At 43.5% G+C, this 18,720-nt stretch carries 12 protein-coding genes and 1 pseudogene; 5 read left to right on the top strand and 8 right to left on the bottom strand.

Annotation, left to right across the window (positions count from 1 at the left end; all coding sequences use genetic code 11):
• Positions 1 to 51: 51 nt before the first annotated feature.
• The 6 genes and pseudogenes from VYM24_RS19390 to uvrB all read right to left on the bottom strand — a co-directional run bounded on the left by VYM24_RS19390 (position 52) and on the right by uvrB (position 12,205).
• Positions 52 to 2,949 carry a PD-(D/E)XK nuclease family protein gene (locus VYM24_RS19390; protein WP_330940686.1) on the bottom strand — a complete coding sequence of 966 codons (2,898 nt, stop codon included), beginning with the start codon at positions 2,947 to 2,949 and terminating at the stop codon, positions 52 to 54.
• 20 nt (positions 2,950 to 2,969) lie between these two features.
• Positions 2,970 to 3,419 (bottom strand): annotated as a pseudogene (locus VYM24_RS19385) (carboxypeptidase-like regulatory domain-containing protein); the annotation flags it as partial.
• A 30-nt stretch (positions 3,420 to 3,449) separates the two neighbouring features.
• Positions 3,450 to 4,157: an energy transducer TonB gene (locus tag VYM24_RS19380; protein ID WP_330940685.1), complete on the bottom strand. Its 708-nt coding sequence runs from the start codon at positions 4,155 to 4,157 to the stop codon at positions 3,450 to 3,452.
• A 6-nt stretch (positions 4,158 to 4,163) separates the two neighbouring features.
• Positions 4,164 to 7,415 (bottom strand): UvrD-helicase domain-containing protein, encoded by a 3,252-nt coding sequence (locus VYM24_RS19375; RefSeq protein WP_330940684.1) that lies wholly within the window; start codon positions 7,413 to 7,415, stop codon positions 4,164 to 4,166.
• 211 nt (positions 7,416 to 7,626) lie between these two features.
• A complete protein-coding gene (locus VYM24_RS19370) occupies positions 7,627 to 9,834 on the bottom strand; it encodes an alpha-galactosidase (protein ID WP_291551474.1) in 2,208 nt (735 codons plus the stop codon).
• Positions 9,835 to 10,153: 319 nt separating this feature from the next.
• The gene (uvrB, locus tag VYM24_RS19365) at positions 10,154 to 12,205 is read right to left on the bottom strand and encodes an excinuclease ABC subunit UvrB (RefSeq protein WP_299093155.1); all 2,052 of its coding nucleotides are present in this window, start codon (positions 12,203 to 12,205) and stop codon (positions 10,154 to 10,156) included.
• 115 nt (positions 12,206 to 12,320) lie between these two features.
• Here uvrB and VYM24_RS19360 point away from each other — a divergent pair, with 115 nt between their 5' ends.
• The 5 genes from VYM24_RS19360 to VYM24_RS19340 all read left to right on the top strand — a co-directional run bounded on the left by VYM24_RS19360 (position 12,321) and on the right by VYM24_RS19340 (position 16,077).
• A complete protein-coding gene (locus VYM24_RS19360) occupies positions 12,321 to 13,619 on the top strand; it encodes a phenylacetate--CoA ligase family protein (protein WP_299093156.1) in 1,299 nt (432 codons plus the stop codon).
• A gap of 162 nt (positions 13,620 to 13,781) precedes the next feature.
• Positions 13,782 to 14,207, top strand: coding sequence for an amino acid-binding protein (locus tag VYM24_RS19355; protein ID WP_291551477.1), 426 nt, complete (start codon positions 13,782 to 13,784; stop codon positions 14,205 to 14,207).
• Between the two features lie 151 nt (positions 14,208 to 14,358).
• The gene (locus VYM24_RS19350; protein WP_007213881.1) at positions 14,359 to 15,174 is read left to right on the top strand and encodes an outer membrane protein assembly factor BamD; all 816 of its coding nucleotides are present in this window, start codon (positions 14,359 to 14,361) and stop codon (positions 15,172 to 15,174) included.
• Positions 15,175 to 15,196: 22 nt separating this feature from the next.
• Positions 15,197 to 15,532: a DNA-directed RNA polymerase subunit omega gene (locus VYM24_RS19345; protein WP_007213882.1), complete on the top strand. Its 336-nt coding sequence runs from the start codon at positions 15,197 to 15,199 to the stop codon at positions 15,530 to 15,532.
• A gap of 77 nt (positions 15,533 to 15,609) precedes the next feature.
• Positions 15,610 to 16,077, top strand: a complete 468-nt coding sequence (locus tag VYM24_RS19340; protein ID WP_291551478.1) for a DUF4293 domain-containing protein — start codon at positions 15,610 to 15,612, stop codon at positions 16,075 to 16,077.
• Positions 16,078 to 16,202: 125 nt separating this feature from the next.
• On the opposite strand, the gene VYM24_RS19335 is transcribed toward VYM24_RS19340, so the two are convergent.
• Entirely contained in the window at positions 16,203 to 16,886 is a 684-nt protein-coding gene (locus VYM24_RS19335) for a porin family protein (protein WP_330940683.1), read from the bottom strand.
• Positions 16,887 to 16,912: 26 nt separating this feature from the next.
• Positions 16,913 to 18,691 carry a LysM peptidoglycan-binding domain-containing protein gene (locus tag VYM24_RS19330; protein WP_330940682.1) on the bottom strand — a complete coding sequence of 593 codons (1,779 nt, stop codon included), beginning with the start codon at positions 18,689 to 18,691 and terminating at the stop codon, positions 16,913 to 16,915.
• Positions 18,692 to 18,720: the final 29 nt, after the last annotated feature.

The following is an 18,720-nucleotide window of genomic DNA, read 5'->3' as shown; positions in this document are numbered from 1 at the left end:
AAAACAAAACAGACCGTCTGTTCCAGGTGAACGGACGGTCTGTTTTGTTTATTAGCGCCTGCACAGGTCTCTGAAATCACAGAACCCACATTTCCTTTTATCTTCAGTTTGTGTGAAGGGTTCCTCCGGATTGTATATTTCTTGTAAGAGGTTTTGCAGACGTTCGCGAAACTCATCTTCATAGAAAGCGAAGTTGTTGACCGGTATTTTAGGTTGGCGTGCTTCCCCCATTTCAATTACAGGAGAATAGGTTTCCGATGCTGCACGGTGAATGTAGAGCAGGGAAGGGGCAACCTTCAACGATTGTTTACGGCACATGATGGAAGCGTATAGGAAAGTCTGGAAAATATAGTTCGGACGCCCGTCGGCAGGAGTGAACAGTTGCTCTATATTCTCGGGAGTTTTGGGGCTGCCACCGGTTTTATAGTCTACAATACGCAAGGTATCGCCCTTACTGTCCATGCGGTCGATGGTACCACCAATGTTCAGGGCCAGTTTTCCTTGTGGAGTTTCTATTTCCATGATCTCGTTTACCGGTTCTTCCATGCCTTCCATGGCGAAAGGAGCATATTGCAGGTCGTTGCGCAACAATTGGCGGAGATAGGATGCAATCACTTTGGCATTAATAAGTTGCGTACCATTATATTCAGGCCTTTCTGTGGGGAGAACGTGGAAAAACTCTTCTTTGAAAGCTGTATCTACATAATTCTGTAATTTCACGTCATTACGTAACAGTTGCTCCAGGTCTTCTTTTCGTATTTCTTTTCCATTCGCAGTCAGATCCTTATATGCCAATTCGGCCGAGCGGTGGAAAATAGTACCGAACAGTGCGGAGTCTATTTCAGCACTTACTTCATCGGGAGCTTTTAATCCGGCCACATAACGATAGTAGAATTTCAAACGGCAATCCAGATAAGCATTGAGAGCGGAAGGAGAGAACAGTGCTTTGGGATGGCGGACGAGATTATATTTCTCACACATTCTCGCAATAATTTCCGGTGTTTTCTCTATACGGATTTCCCTGCCGCTTTGAGGAGATTGTCCGGCTTCCAGATATTCGCGTGAAATATCGTGCGGTGATTCAACAAGAAATTGCAGCATGAAACGGGACATTTCTCCACGGTTCAGTCCATCAGAAGATGTATTATATAATAAGGTGATATTTTCAGCGCGTTGTATCAGTCGGTAAAAGTAATATGCATAGACCGCATTCTTATGTTCGATGGTGGTCATGCCGAAAGCTTTCCGCAGATTGTAAGGAATGAAGGATGATTCTCCACTGGCTTTGGGCAGCTGACCTTCGTTGAGGGAGAGCATGATGAGGTTGCGGAAATCAAGGTTACGTGTTTCCAGCACTCCCATTACCTGCATACCGATGGCGGGTTCACCGTGGAACGGGATATTAGAGGTTGCAAGCAAGCGGCAAATAAGACGTTTTAATGTGTCGATTTGCAGATTTAGCTCTCCACTGTCGATAAGATTGAGCAGACGGTTGATGAGGGTATAGCTCTTGAATAAGGACTCCCGGTAAAGCTGATTGAAAATATCATCTGTTTCCTGTTCTTGCCGGTAGAGGATGGAGACTTCGCGAAGTGTATCCGTCAGGTATTGGCAGAGGGCTGAAATGCCGGTCTGCGGAGTGAATATCTGTTCCAGAAACCCATCTTGCTTCAATTCGGAAGGCAGGGGATAGAAGCGATTGTCTTTTGTCAGCTGTTTCTCCAGTTTTTCTGCAGAGGGGGACAATTGGCGTGTATAGGGATGTTTCAATACAGCCTGGACGGCTTCGTATGAATAACGTCCTGTATCTCTGCGATAGCCATTGGTTTGCAGTTCTATGAGTGCACTGATGAAACTGTATACAGGGGTCTGTGCCAGCGGAAATCCCATCGTGATATTGACATTCTTTACTTCCGATGGTATGGAGTGGAGTACGGGTAATAAAAGAGATTCATTACAAAGTACCACAGCATTCTCTTTTTCCTGGGTTGGTGTACCCGATGGATCGTTTTTCATTACGGAACGTACCCATTCCGGCAAATAGCGTGCCTGTGCATTTTCGGTAGGAGCGGAGATGAAACGTACATTTTTAGGGTGTCTTAATACATCGAATGCGGTTTCGGGTAGTTCGTTGGGGAAGATTTTCAGGTTGCGGAGAATGAATTCGCCGGCTTCATGTGTGCAAGGCGGAGTCTTCTCACGGGGTAAACGGGTATAAAACAAGTCATAATCCCAATAGAACAATGCTTTGCCGGCATCACGCAGACGCTCAAAAAAGCGGGTTTCCACTTTATTCAATACATTGAAACCAACGAAAACATACCGGTCATATTTCAGCTTTTCCGGTTGCAGTTCTTCCATGACGTAGCGATACATCATGCCCTCGTAAGCAATGCCGAGTTCTGCGAGATTGTCGCGGTAGCAGTGATAGATATCGCCTAATTTATCCCACAAGGAGATGAACTTCTCTTTCAGTTGTGTGCGTCGCTCGATGGAGAAGTTTTGAAAGAACTGACGGATGGCTTCTTCCTGTTCGGAGTCAAGGAAGTCGTAATCATCCATGATATTTTTCAGGTCTTGCAGATTGGAGAACAGGCGGTCGGCATCAACAAGATTTTTATCGACATCATCGAAATCGCTGATAAGAAGTTCTCCCCAGAAATAGAAATCATCGAGTGTTTCTTCACTACGGGTTTCTTCACGAAAAACTTTATAGAGTTCACAAACCAGGCGGATGGGGTCGCCCAGCTTCCATGGAGAAAGCTGTCGGAACAGTTCGCTGATGCTGACGTAAGCGGGAGACCATAAAGGGCGGTCACTTTGTGCCGCCAAATGCTCGTTGAAGAAAAGGCTGGCACGTTTGTTCGGAAAAACAATGGCGACCCGTGAAAGATCATTTCCTATCTTTTGGTGTAAATCTTGGGCAACTAATTGAAGAAAAGTTTGCATCTTAATCTTTTGTTTTTGATAACTATTAGTGTAAACTCACCATTCGCATCTGCTAGAGTACCATTTGTAGTTTCTTTTTCAGAGACATTGGCCCCGACAATTGGTTTTTGAGTCAGACTGTCTGTAACTGTACCTTTGATTAAAAAGAGTGAGTCCTTATCCGTCGACACGCTCTGACACTCAAGTTTGATATCTGAGATGTTCTTTGCTGACTGGCCTGGTGAGTTGGCGCAGGCGTTCATTGCAATAATCCCTGCGGACAATCCTAATAGGGTGATCGCTTTTCCCGCCATGCGTCGTCGTTCCAGGTGATGTTCCAGATATCGTACTTCTGATTCACATTTGGGACATGTGCCTGTACAATCTCCTTTATATTGACATTCGGAAGTGATATATTCGATATCATTTGCTTCGGCAATTTGCCGGCGAATGTCTTTTAATATCTTGCAAGTTTGCTTTCCTCGTACCATGATTATTCTGATTTATAATTGCCCTTATATCTACTGCAATCGAAACATGACCGGGACGGTATATTCCACGCGTACGGGTTGTCCCGCTACCGTACCGGGTTTCCATTTGGGGAATTCCCTGACTACGCGCAGAGCCTCTTTATCTAAATACGGATCAATGCCTCTGAGGATTCTGGCATTTGTGATACTCCCATCCTTTTCGATGACAAATCTGACTGTGGTTCGTCCTTGAGTTCCGTTACCTTGATAAATGGGAAGTTTCAGGTCTAATTTTTTGCTTATGAATTGCATCAGTGCAGCCATGCCTCCGGGAAATTCGGGCATTGTATCCGGTGCATCATATTCATTTGTACCATATATTGTAGTATCTTTCGCGATAACCTCCTGTACGAGAGAGTCCGGTGGGAGGACTCTTATAACCGGTTTTTCCTGTATTTCCGGAGTTACTATATAATAACCATGCGGAGCTTCGGAATGGATCGGCTCTGCACAGGCAGGTTGTGGTATCATTGTTGCCAATCCCGCGGATATTCCAAGTATGGTAATCGCTTTTCCTGCCATGTGTTTACGTGCCAGTTGTTGCTCCAGATACTGCACTTCTGCCTCGCATTTGGGACATGTGCCTATACAATCTCCTTTATATTGACATTCGGAAGTGATATATTCGATATCATTTGCTTCGGCAATTTGCCGACGAATGTCTTTTAATATTTTGCAAGTTTGCTTTCCTCGTACCATGATTCTTTATACTTTTTCTATTAAATCTTCTTCTACGTACCACAGGTATCCTTTTATGTTCTCTTTCGGGTATCCCATGCGTGTGAGCAGTTGCATATATCCCTGCACTTGCTTATTATATTTCTTGTTCTGTTTTCCGAATTTGAAGTCCACGACAACAATTTCGTTGTCGCGCATCATGACGCGGTCCGGTCGGCGGGTTCGGAGTTCCCCTTTTTCTTGCCAGATGATGTCGCACTCGTTGAACAATTGCCAGTCTTCCGAATACCAGTCCTGCACTTGGGGAATGGAAAAGGCATGCCGTGTCAGTTCCCGGATTTCATTTTCTGTTTCCGGTTTGCCGATGATGCCTTCGAATATAAGTTGGTCGATGGCGTTGTCGATGTCCTCTTCTGTTTCAATGGCTGAGAAAAGAGTATGCAGCAAGCGTCCCCGGTTTATGAAGCGATTGTCCGATTCATCTTCGTCAACTCCCTGAATGAAATCGGCTGAACGGTTTGACTGCCGGAATTCGATTTCATGCCTCATGCTCTCCATGTGTACCGGGAGCTTGTCTGGCTTTTGAGCAAGGCGGTTGACTGAGGTTTTGGCGGTCGTTGTCGGTTTGGTATCTTCCGATGGGCAGAGCATTCCGCTTTCGTAAGGTTCTTCCTCGTCCCAGTTTTCATTACCTTCCCGGGCGGCCACGTGTGGCAGTGCATTGGCAAGCAGCTCGGACATTGTTCCTTTCTGGCCTTTTTTACTCCAAAGGATGAGATTCTTTCCGGCACGGGTAAATGCTACATAGAGCAGATTCAGGTTATCCACCCAAAGTTGCAGACGTTCGTTAAGATACTCTTGCCTGTATACTGATTCTGCCATGGTAGAGGAATAATTGACCGGAACAATGTCGAGCGCGCTGAAAGGTGATTCGGAAGGTGAGCACCATATTAATTGATTATTGGTCTCATTCTCCAACTTCCAGTCGCAAAAGGGGATTAAGACGGTATGGAATTCCAGTCCTTTTGACTTGTGAATGGAAAGGATACGAATGCCATCCATTTCTCCGCTGGGGATTGTTTTGTTACATAAGGTTTCGTCCCAATAGCGGATAAATACATCCAGATCCGATGAGTTGTTTTGCAGGTATTCCGTCACGGCATCGAAAAAAGAAAAGAGATATGCATCCTGTTCTTTGATCCGGTTCATCTCAAACAGGCTGAACAGTTCTTCCAGTAATTCGTATAATGGCATTAGACGGAGAGGTTCTATGCGGTTGACGAATGCCTCGGGCAATACATCTTCAGGTCGGGAAGTTAGTATATCGTCCCACTTCGTTTCAGGCGTATTTGCTCCTTCCTTCGCAATTCGCTCTTCTTTGCTTCCTTTCGTAATCTGTAATTCGTAATTTATAATTAACGAGGCTCTTGCTACTTTATCATCAGGATTGGAAAGGTAACGTAAAGCATCCATCAACATGCACAATGCTTGTGAAGCATTCAGCCGGAAAGCTTCGTCTGAAACAATAGGCAGATGCATTGTTTTGTCGAAGTAATCGGCAATGGGAGGAATGTTTTTATTCTTGCGAACGAGGATGGTGATATCGTTTAATTTTACACCGGCAGCCAGTAGTCTCTGTACTTCTTCGCCTAAAGAGATGATGGTCAGATCCGTATAATCGTGTTCTTCGTCCGGTTCCAGGAAAGTTGCCTTGATGTATCCTTTGGCTTCGGTTCGTGGAGATTCCTGTGCCACGTCGGCATAAGCTTGCTGCAACGGGCGGCAATCTTCCTGTAATTCTTTCAGATGGAGCATATTCAGGTACTCCACTGCGGCCGTAAACAAACTGTTGTTGAAGCGGATGATATTTGTTTCGCTTCGACGGTTTGTCTTTAAAGTTTCTACACGTACAGGGTAGGGAATAGGTGTTTTTTTGGTACCCAGTGCATTCAATATTCCCCAGTCTCCGTTTCGCCAACGGTAAATGGATTGTTTCACGTCACCTACAATCAAGCTGTCGGCTCCTTGTGAAAGACCTTCGAGCAATAATATTTTGAAGTTATCCCATTGCATCCGGCTGGTGTCCTGGAATTCATCGATCATTACGTTCCGGATATTGGCACCGATTTTCTCGAATACGAATGAAGAGTCTCCATCCCGTACCAGGTTATGGAGCAAGGCGTTGGTGTCTGACAACAGGAAACGGTTATGTTCGCGGTTCAGCTCCCGTACTTCTTCGTCAATGTGGGCAAGCAATTGCAATTTGTTCAGGTGTTGCAGTGATAACCGGCAACTGTTTACGGTCTTGTTGTTGCGAGGTCTGAATGTTTCTGCATCCTGCAATAAAGGAAGCAGACTTGTTTCTGCCAGGTGGATGATGTCATTCTTTCGGGTTGAAGTTTTGGTGGCCCAATTCTTTGCGTCATCCAAGCTGTTTTTCAGAGTGGCGTTCAGCACATCTTTATCCGATAACCGCCCGTCACGCAATTTACGGAAATAACTGCCTATGCCTCGCGTTCCGCCTTTCAGGTCTTCGGCGGTGAGTGCATGTGATTCCAATTCTCCGATGAACTGGTCGTAGAAGCTTTTCATTTGTTCCAGAGCCTCGGTCTCCATTTCCCGCAACACATTACGGTACAGTTTGATTATATCCGGTTCTTTCAGTTGTTGCCGGAGCCCTTCACCGCGTTCTATGTAACCTTCGTCGAATATATTCCAGCCGAATCGCTTGATCTCGTCGGATACATTCCAGCGTTTGTCGTCGGCAATGCGCTCGTTGATATAATCCAGCAACCAAGCCAGGACAGGGGAGGAGGGCGTCAGTTTTTCTATGAGGCTGTCCACGGCATCGCTCAGTACGTCGGCGTTGTTCAGTTCTATATTCAGGTTCGGACTTAGTTCCAGTTCCCGTGCCAGATTGCGCATTACGGACTGGAAGAAGGAGTCGATGGTTTCTACACGAAAACGGCTGTAATCATGCAGCATGTATTGCAATGCTGTTCCCGCTGCCCGACGGATGTCAGAGTCAGATAAGTTTTTCTGTTGTAAATCTTCCCGGATACGGTTCAGGTAGGGCTCTGATGCCGGATCACTTAACCAGATACCGTAAAGTTGTTGCAGAATACGTTCTTTCATTTCTGCCGTAGCTTTATTGGTAAAAGTTACGGCCAGTATTTGCCGATAAGCCCTTGGATTCAGTATCAGGTGTTTGATATACTCTACAGCAAGGGTGAATGTCTTTCCTGAGCCGGCTGAGGCTTTATATACTAATAATTCCATGTAGATTTGCTGGATTGAACTTTTGTACAAACATACGCAAAAATGTGAAATTATTGGGGATTGGTGGGAATTAATTTGTTTCTGTAGGGTTATGAGTTAAATGATAATTTAGCGAAATGAAGAATGAAGAATTACCTTGCGGCATGCTTGCATAGCGCAGCCAAATTCTTCATTCTTCATTCTTAGTTCTTCATTAAATTATCGATAAATACTATTTCACCTCTTCCAGATAAAGCACTCTGCTTGAATAATCATTCTGCTTATGATAATCCACCTTATGATTATAAGGTATCTCCAAACCATTCGCCATCAGATAAGCACCACTGAATGTCTTTCCCTCAAAACTCAGAGGATCATTATCTATCCGGTTCAGTTCATGCACTTTGTAAAGTTTATCGGGAGAGAGTCCTGCCATTTTCACTCGTGGCAGATGCTGGTTGACAAAGTGTTCTGTCTTCCACCAATAGAACACCGACTTATCCTTCTCGGGCGTTACATACATCATAGAAGCTACTCCCAACTTATCATACGGAGACATCAAACGATAGATATCACCCAGTTGCACCACCGGACGGATCGTTTTATATTCAGCGATGGCATTCTTACAAAGTGCCTTCTCTTCCTCTGTCATATTCTTTGGTTGTATTTCCATACCCAGGCGACCACTCATCGCTACGTCAATGCGATATTTTAAAGGAATGGTGCGGAAAGTCTGGTGGTTGGGAGCGGCACTGATATGCGATGCCATGGCAATGGCTGGGAAGAAATACGAAGTTCCCCATTGCATATAGACACGTTGCAGGGCATCCGTATTATCACTTACCCAAAACTCATCGAAGTAGGGTAGGATGCCATAGTTGGCACGACCACCGCCGCTGGCGCAAGCCTGTATGGTAAGGTCCGGATATTTAGCGCGTATTCGCTGGCATATTTTCTCAAAGCCACGGTGGAATTCAATATACATGTGGCTTTGATTGTCTTTCGTCAGATAATTGGAACCATGGTTTAAGATGGACATATTGGCATCCCATTTGATGTAGTCGATTTCCGGGTAGTTACTCATAAGATCATCTACAATCTTGAAGACAAATTCTTGTACCTGCGGATTGGCAAGATCCAGCACTACTTGTGTACCACCACGTCCCTGCACCACGTCACGTTCGGGAGCCTTAATCACCCAGTCCGGATGTTTCTCATAAAGTTCACTGGTCGTGTTGGCCATTTCCGGCTCTATCCAGATGCCAAACTTGATACCGTTCTTTTGTGCGTCTTTCAGCAGACCATCAATGCCATTGGGTAACTTATTCTTATCCACTACCCAGTCTCCAAGAGAAGAACTGTCATTCTTACGCGGATATTTGTCGCCAAACCAACCGTCATCCATCACGAACAGTTCACCACCCATGGAAGCGATATCATTCATCATCTGATCCATCCCCGTCTGGTTAATGTCGAAGTAGACACCTTCCCAGCTATTCAGCAAAATCTTGCGGGGAATAGTGCCGTGAGCCAATTTGTGCAGGCGCGCCCAGCGATGGAAGTTCCGGCTACTTCCGCTTAATCCTTCATTACTGTAAGTTAAAGCAAGTTCGGGAGTACGGAAAATCTCATCTTTCTTTAATGAGTAAGCTGAATTTTCTTCGTTGATTCCGGCAAAGAACCGATGATATTCATCGTCGTGCGTATCAATGCGCAGTTTGTAGTTGCCACTATAACAGAGGGCGGCGCCAATGACACAACCCGTATTTTCCTGTGGCTTTCCATCCAGTGAGAACATGACTTCGGCATGCGAGGTGTGCGAGTTTCGTACTCCGTCCTTATTCTTTATTACTTTCATGCCGGGTTCCAATGCCTCTTGACATAAACGTCCCTCGTTCGCCCATGATCCGTAAAGATGAGATAGCCAGACATCGCCCCGACGAATAGGTAAGAAGGCAGAGGCAAACTGATTGAGTAAAACCGGTTTCTTTTCCTGATGTCGGATTTCTGTCCATGTCTCGATGACATCTGCATCTTGATAGGCTTTATAATACACGTTTACATAGAAAGGATATACCTTGTCTTTCAGTTCGATGGCAGTGATCTCCGCATTTCCTTCCTTGCTCGTTTTTACCTGTACGATTTCCATCTGCAAAGTCATGTTGCCGTCGGCATGTTTTACGGCTAAAGCGGATTCTCCGGGACAGTTAAGTCCATACACAGGATAAGCGGGCATGTCCGGAGTTCCTGTAAGATTTATATTCTGCAAATCTACCTCCGAGAGTTTATCTCCATAGTATACATGTTTCAGCTCACCACCGACAGGTGCCGAGAGTACCAGAGAGGTTTCAGGGGTAGATACGCATACATTTTGTGAAAACAGACTGCCGGTCAGCAGTAACGTTCCAAACAATACATTCATTCGTTTTCTGATGCTCATGTTTTTCTTCTTTTTAGATTTCTGAATATTAATAAGTGCGGCAAAGATAGGCAATTCCGATAAGATGAATTGATAGTGTTTTATCATATACTGATAGTCTGTTGTCTGATTTTCCAGTGCATACCAGGCGTATGGGCATAAAAAAAGGAGTACCGCTGTACTCCAACCTTTGTTAACCTTAAATCTAATACTATGAAAAACACAGTGCAAAGATACGTACTTCCAAAATAACTGCAAATTATCCAAGAAAAAAAGTATGTTTAATAACATTTATTAGTGAAAATCCGCGCTTCTTCTATGTATTTTAAGAAAAGTAGTATTAGATTTTTTCTTTCAGCATATCTTCCATTTTCAGTAATTCGTCACGATATTGTGCCGCTTCAATGAAGTCAAGCTTCTTGGCAGCTTCCTGCATAAGCTTTCTGGTACGTTCGATGCTCTTTTCCAATTGCGGGCGAGACATGTATTGTACAATCGGGTCGGCGGCAATATGGGCAGAGCTTTCTTGTTCGATGTAGGGGCGGGGAGTGATCGTCGCTCCTTTTTCGATATAACTGTCTTCTGTAGGAGCATTTGATGCAAATACATTCAGATTCTTCCCTTTCTTGATTTGTTGAGGCGTGATGCCATGCTCTTCATTATATTTCAACTGCTTTTCGCGGCGACGGTTCGTTTCATCAATTGTCAGTCGCATACTATCGGTGATACGGTCGGCGTACATGATTACCATTCCGTTTACATTTCGGGCGGCACGTCCGGCAGTCTGAGTCAGCGAGCGGTGAGAACGTAGGAAGCCTTCCTTATCTGCATCAAGAATGGCTACAAGTGACACTTCCGGTAAGTCCAGTCCTTCACGCAGCAGGTTGACGCCGATAAGGACGTCATAGATGCCTTCACGCAAATCACTCATAATCTTTACGCGCTCCAAGGTATCTACATCACTGTGGATGTAGTTACACTTCACATTGTTATTCAGTAAGAATTCTGTTAACTCTTCCGCCATTCTCTTGGTAAGCGTTGTTACCAGTGTGCGTTCGTTCTTCTCGATCCGTATCTGGATTTCCTCCATGAGATCATCTATCTGGTTATGGCTGGGACGTACTTCGATTATAGGATCTAACAATCCGGTAGGACGAATTACTTGTTCCACAACTATACCTTCCGACTGGATAAGTTCATAGTCGGCAGGTGTCGCACTCACATAAATCACTTGTTTTGCCATTTCCGCAAATTCTTCGAACTTCAACGGACGATTGTCCATGGCGGCCGGAAGACGGAAACCATATTCCACAAGGTTTATTTTACGTGCGCGGTCGCCCCCATACATGGCTCGAATCTGCGGTACACTGACGTGGCTTTCATCAATGACAATCAGAAAATCTTCCGGGAAGAAATCCAATAAACAGTAAGGACGACTACCGGCCTTACGCCCATCGAAATAGCGCGAATAGTTTTCTATGCCTGAACAGTGCCCTAATTCGCGTATCATTTCCATATCATAGGTAACCCGCTCCTGAAGACGTTTCGCTTCAAAGGGACGTCCCTCATTTTCAAACCATTGCACTTGTTTGCGCAAGTCGTCTTCAATTTCATGAATGGCTCGCAGCGTGGCTTCCTTAGTGGTCATGAACAGATTAGCGGGATATATCTTATATGCATCAAAGCGGGCGATGGTAACACCGCTTATCGGATCGACTTCTTCGATGCTGTCTACGTCATCTCCCCAGAAAATGATACGCAGCAGATTATCGGCATACGCCAGATAAATGTCTACTGTATCTCCTTTCACACGGAAGTTACCACGATTCAGGTCAATGTCATTGCGTACATAAAGACTGTCCACCAAACGACGTAGAAAAACGTTCCGACTGAATGCTTTTCCTTGCTGCACTTCTATCACATTGTTATAGAAGTCGGACGGATTTCCCATACCATAAATGCAGGATACAGAAGACACGACCACTACGTCTTTCCGGCCCGAGAGTAGGGAAGAAGTAGCGGCAAGGCGCAGTTTATCTATTTCATCATTGATGGCAAGGTCCTTTTCTATATATGTATCAGAAGACGGAAGATAAGCTTCCGGCTGATAATAATCATAATAAGAAACGTAGTATTCTACGGCATTATTGGGGAAGAAAGACTTAAATTCACTGTAAAGTTGTGCGGCCAACGTTTTATTATGGCTTAATATTAACGTTGGTTTATTGATGTTAGCAATAACATTAGCTATGGTGAACGTTTTTCCCGAACCGGTGACACCAAGTAAAGTTTGTGCCGGAACTCCCTGAAGTACGCCCTCAGTGAGCTCTGCAATAGCTTCCGGCTGATCACCGGTGGGCTTATAGGCGGATGTTAATTCAAATTTATTCATTTTCTCTCCTTATGGCCGGCAATATTCGGGAAAATACTTGAGATAAACAAAATTTTTTTATTCCTTTGCAGGAAATAAGAATTAATAATAACCATCAATGTAATACAACAAAGACATGATTTGGAATGAAAGCATCGAATGTATGGATCGTGAAAGCCTCCGTAAAATCCAAAGCATTCGCCTCAAAAAGATCGTGGAGCATGTTTATCACAACACTCCTTTCTACCGTAAGAAAATGCAGGAACTGGGGATCACCCCGGACGATATTAATAGCATAGATGATATCGTAAAACTTCCTTTTACTACCAAATATGACTTGCGCGATAATTATCCTTTCGGACTTTGTGCCGTACCTATGAGCCAGATCGTACGTATTCATGCTTCGTCCGGTACTACAGGCAAACCTACCGTAGTGGGATATACCCGCAAGGACCTTTCGTCTTGGGCAGAATGTCTTTCGCGTGCTTTTACGGCTTATGGTGCGGATAGTTCCGACTTTTTTCATGTAGCCTACGGGTATGGCCTGTTTACAGGCGGATTGGGCGCTCATGCAGGTGCTGAGAATATAGGCGCTTCCGTAATTCCGATGTCAAGCGGAAACACGGAAAAGCAAATTACTTTAATGCATGATTTTGGTTCTACGGTACTTTGTTGTACGCCATCTTATGCTCTCTATCTGGCGGATGCCATTAAAGATTCCGGTTTGCCCCGCGAAGAATTCAAACTGAAAATAGGGGCTTTCGGCGCAGAACCCTGGACAGAGAATATGCGTAATGAGATTGAAGAAAAACTGGGCATTAAAGCCTATGACATCTATGGATTGAGTGAGATCGCTGGTCCCGGCGTGGGGTATGAGTGTGAATGCCAGCATGGCACTCACCTTAACGAAGACCATTACTTCCCCGAAATCATCAATCCGAATACCTTGGAACCGGCTGCTCCCGGTGAGACAGGCGAACTTGTATTCACCCATCTGACCAAAGAAGGTATGCCTCTGTTGCGTTACCGTACCAAAGATCTTACCGCCCTGCATTATGAAAAATGTACTTGTGGACGTACGCTGGTTCGTATGGATCGTATTCTGGGCCGTAGTGACGATATGCTCATTATCCGTGGTGTTAATGTATTCCCGACTCAGATCGAGTCTGTTATCCTTGAAATGGAGGAATTTGAACCGCATTATCTTTTGATAGTGGACCGTAAAAATAATACCGATACCATGGAATTACAGGTTGAAGTGCGTCCGGAATATTATTCAGATGAAATCAACAAGATGCTGGCGTTAAAGAAAAAATTGGCCAGTCGTCTTCAAAGTGTCCTGGGCTTGGGTGTGGATGTCCGTTTGGTAGAACCTCGCAGCATTGAACGTAGTGTTGGTAAAGCTAAACGGGTGATTGATAATCGGAAACTGTAAAAATATGAAGGGCTAAATATGCAGTATTAGGTATTAAGTATAAATCACTACTTCGCGAGTGCTAATACTTCATGCTAAACGCTTAATACCTCATACCTAATACTTCATATTTAATACTTCATACCTCATATTTAATACTTCATATTTTAATTATTTAAACTTATGGTAGCAAAACAACTTTCTATTTTCCTTGAGAATAAGTCTGGTCGTCTGACAGAAGTGACTGAAGTGCTTGCGAAAGAAGGTGTCAATCTTTCCGCTCTCTGTATTGCCGAGAATGCTGATTTTGGTATTCTTCGTGGCATTGTATCTGAACCGGATAAAGCATATAAAGCTTTAAAAGATAATCATTTTGCCGTGAATGTGACGGATGTGGTGGGCATTAGTTGTCCTAATATTCCGGGTTCGCTGTCAAAAGTCCTGCGTTTTTTGTCTGATGAGGGTGTTTTCATTGAATATATGTATTCATTTGCCAATGGTGAAACGGCGAATGTCATTATTCGTCCCAACGATATGGAAAACTGTATTCGTGTACTGACTGAAAAGAAAGTAGATTTGCTTGCGGCGAGCGATTTGTATAAATTATAATGACTGTTTTTTCAGACTGTTCATTATCCCGGTTCGTCGTGAATTGATTGGCGTTTGTCGGTCATTTCCTGGTTTTTGAAAAATTAAGGTTCGTATCATTGGTTTATTCGGTGCGAACCTTTATCTTTGCACATTATTTGAAAAGCTAAGAATGAAGAAGAATATCTTAATAACTTTGCTTGCGGCAGTGTTGCTCTCCTCGTGTGGAGAATACAATAAGCTGTTAAAGAGCACCGACTATGAGTATAAGTATGAGGCGGCAAAGAACTACTTCGCAAAAGGACAGTATAATCGTGCTGCAACATTGCTTAATGAGTTAATTGCTATCCTTAAGGGTACGGACAAGGCAGAGGAATCCCTCTATATGCTGGGTATGAGCTATTATAATCAGAAAGACTATCAGACAGCCGCCCAAACATTCGTTCAATATTTTAATGTATATCCTCGCGGTACGTTTACCGAACTGGCACGTTTCCATGCAGGAAAAGCATTGTATCTGGATACTCCTGAACCGCGTCTTGATCAGTCTGGTACTTATGCCGCTATTCAGCAATTACAAATGTTCATGGAGTACTTCCCGCAAAGTTCAAAGAAGGAAGAAGCTCAGGATATGATATTTAAGTTGCAGGATAAATTGGTGATGAAAGAATATCTTTCAGCCAAATTGTACTATAACTTGGGTAATTATCTGGGAAACAATTATCAATCTTGTGTAATTACTGCGCAAAACGCTTTGAAGGACTACCCTTATACAAACCTTCGCGAAGACTTGTCTATTCTTATTTTGCGTGCCAAATATGAAATGGCCATATATAGTGTGGAAGATAAGAGAGCAGAGCGTTATCGTGAAACGGTGGATGAATATTACGCTTTCAAGAACGAGTTTCCTGAAAGTAAATATATGAAGGAAGCCGATAGAATCTTTAAAGATTCAGAGAAGATATTGAATGAAGATAAACAGAGTTAGGATAATATTAATTTAGATATTTATGGATTACAAGAAAACTAATGCTCCCAGCAGCACGGTTACTCGTGACATGATGGAGTTGTGTGCAGATACCGGTAACGTGTACGAAACCGTATCTATTATAGGTAAGCGTGCAAATCAGATCAGTGTGGAAATCAAAAGTGATCTTTCCAAGAAGCTGTCAGAGTTTGCTTCCTATAATGATAACCTGGAAGAGGTATTCGAAAATCGGGAGCAGATTGAAATTTCACGCTATTATGAGAAATTGCCGAAGCCGACATTGATCGCAACGCAAGAGTACGTTGAAGGTAAGATCTACTATCGTAACCCGGCTAAAGAAAAAGAAAAATTACAGTAAATGAAATTACTGCAAAGGTGTGCCCGAGTAAAGTTTGCTTGGGCACACCTTTGTTGCTTTAACAAAGAAAAGGAACTATGATACAACGAATTCAATCTGTTTATTTATTGATTGTGACAGGCTTGCTGATAGCAGCTATGTGTTTGCCGGTAGGGCGATTTATTGCTTCGGATGGAGTTACTGCATTTGTTTTTAAGCCATTGGGTGTGACGTTGGCAGGTGATGCCTTTCAATCTACATGGGGATTATTTGGAATTTTGTTTTTGAGTACTGTTGTGGCATTCTGTACTATTTTCCTGTTTCGTAACCGGATGTTGCAAGTTCGTATGACGGTATTCAACAGTATTTTATTGATTGGATATTATGCGGCATTTTTCGTATTTATGTTTATGTTGAAAGATGATTTGGATGCAATGTCTTTCCAATTAGGTTGGGCACTTTGTCTTCCCGCAATTTCTATTGTTTTGAATTATTTGTCTTTCCGCGCTATTTATCGTGATGAAGTAATGGTGAAAGCAGCGGATAGTTTCAGATTGAGAAAATAAGAGAAAGCAGACAAAAGAGAAACGTCCCGGGATTTTGTACAGAAGTCTCGGGACGTTTCTTTTTTGTATTGGGGATTTCTTTTTCTGTATTGAGTAATTTAATTTATTCTTCCGTATTAGGAAATTTATTTTTTGAGATCAAACAGATAGGTTATTTTCGCTACTATAGTGCCGTGTGCTGAACGGGAGAAATAGTCTTTCTTGGTGCTTTTGTAGAAGTCGGACAGGGCATAGTAGTACCTGCCCTCTACAAGGAAATTACCGGCTTTGGTACGTAGTTCCAATCCGGCACCACCGGTAATACCATAATCGAATTTGTTTTCTACATTCTTATCGTGTTGTTCAGGAGTAGAGGTATAGTTGTTCCATGCGTCATTCTTCTTTCTGGTATCACTGATAAAAAAGCCTATTTGCGGACCTGCATGAACGAAAAATTGTACTCCACGGTCTCTGCCGAATGCCAGATGTGCCAGAAGCGGTATCTCTACGTAATTCATCTTGCGTATATATTCCAGTTCGGGGTGATCTTCATCGAATTCACTCCAACCATGTTGAGAAAAGTTCAGTTCGACTTGTGCGCCACAAATCATGCTGAAGTATTTCTCGGAGATATAGCGTGCTGTTAAGCCTCCGTTGATACCCATCAGGCTTTTTTGCCGGACCGTAGGAGAGAAGCTGACGCTATTGATATTGATACCGCCGTTGAAGCCTACTGCAAAATTCCGGCGTTGTTCGCCAATCTGTGCATGACTGGGCAAAGCCCATGCGGCAAGCAGCAAGGCAGCCCCTATACTATTTTTTATCTTCATTGTCTTTGGATTTAAAACTTCTGTAATCAATCATAATCCAGTTTTACCAACTCGTAATTCTTGGTGAAACGTACAAAGAATACTTTTTTGTTGATGAATCCACCCCAATTGTTTACACGTTGGAATTTGAATCCGGTCTGGATAGGCACCAGATCCATGCGTTGCATGTTCTTTTCTAATTCAGAACCATAACGCGACAGACCTTTCAGGAAGAAATAACCGGTATCGAAGCCCAACATTCCGAATTTGGGATAGCGTTCGTCCATTTCCTTACCGTACCATCTGCGATAACTCTTGGTGAAATTGATGGCGGCAGGTAACAGGTTGTTGGTATAGAATGATGAATAGAAGTAAGTATCCAGTTCGAAGAATGCTTCCAAGTGATCTTTTGTATAAGTTTGCCATTCCGGATAACCGAACAAATGAATATTGCTTTCCGGATTATCGCGAACCAACAAAGTCAATTGGGGAAGTATCTTTATCAAAGTCATATTGTTTCCCGAAGTGGGAATGAATATATTTTCCCGGTCGGTACGTAATACTGTTTTCAGAGATTCTACCGTTGCATCCTCTTTCAATGATTTCATAGGAATGGAGCGGTTTTTCAGTTCGTCTTTCAGACCTTTGATAAATTCTACTTTATCTTTTGTACCCGTGCTGGCTTCTATAAAGATTACGTTGGCATTCGGGAACTGACGTACGAAGTGATCGTACACTTCAGAATAGAGGTATGATTGAGGAGTATTAATCTGATAAATAGATGGGTTGCGGAATACGTTATTATCTTTGGAAGTAAATGGCACTACCAGGCGGATATCATTCTTCTGTGCAAAATCTGCCAAAGGTTTGACTTGCTGTTGGTGTAACGGCCCAAAGATAATATCCATATCTTTCATTTCTTTTTTGGAAAGAATGGAGTTCAGAGACGCATTCTCAGGTCCTGAGTTGTAAGTGTATAGATCAATGGATACTCCACTGCGTTTCAAACTGTCTACGGCCATGAGGAATCCTTCGTAGTACTCTACCATGCGTGCCGCTTCACTTTTGGAAACATCCAGGAAAGGAAGGATAAGAGCGGCTTTGATAGTGCTGAAGCGTTCTGTTTCTTTTTTATTTTCGCTGAATAATTCACTGTTGCTGGGTGCTACCTGCGGTTGCGCGGGTTTCTCTACTTGTGCGATAGGATAAGGGATACATAGGAAAGTACCTTTTTTAATCTTATCTTCACCTTGCAATTCAGGGTTGGCGGCTATTAATTCTGCCTCTGAGATGCCATATTCACGACTGATGCTGTATACGGTTTCTTTCCGTTTTACCTTATGCATATCCCGGCAACGTGATTGTACGGGACCTTGGATGGTGGGGATGGCGACTTCTGTAACATTTTCAGTGGTGACCACATCGGTTTCGCTGGCAGAAGGTATGCGTATTACCTGCCCGATGCGGAAGTTTTCCGCACTCAGTCCGGGATTGGCATCACAAATGGCTTTGGCAGACACACCGTACTTGACGGTTAGCCGATAGAGCGTTTCACCTTGTTCTATGGTGTGAAAGGTCTCTGTCTGAGTATTGGCAGCTGTCCGTGGAATACGGAGAGTGCGTCCTACAAATATTTTTTCATCGCTTCCTGGATTCAACTTCACGATGTCCGACTGTGTGACACCATACATACTGGATATGGAATAAAGGCTTTGCCCTTTTTCAATGGTATGCAGAAAATATGACTGGTTCTCTTGCGCAATTGCTCCGAGACTGCATGCGCTGGCAAGCAGCAAAGAGCAGAAAATCCGGTTAATCGTTCTCATTCGATATCGTTGGTTTACGTTTACAATTT

The organism is Bacteroides sp. MSB163 (assembly GCF_036416795.1).
Lineage (GTDB): Bacteria > Bacteroidota > Bacteroidia > Bacteroidales > Bacteroidaceae > Bacteroides > Bacteroides maternus.
This window is presented reverse-complemented; position numbering and strand designations above follow the sequence as displayed.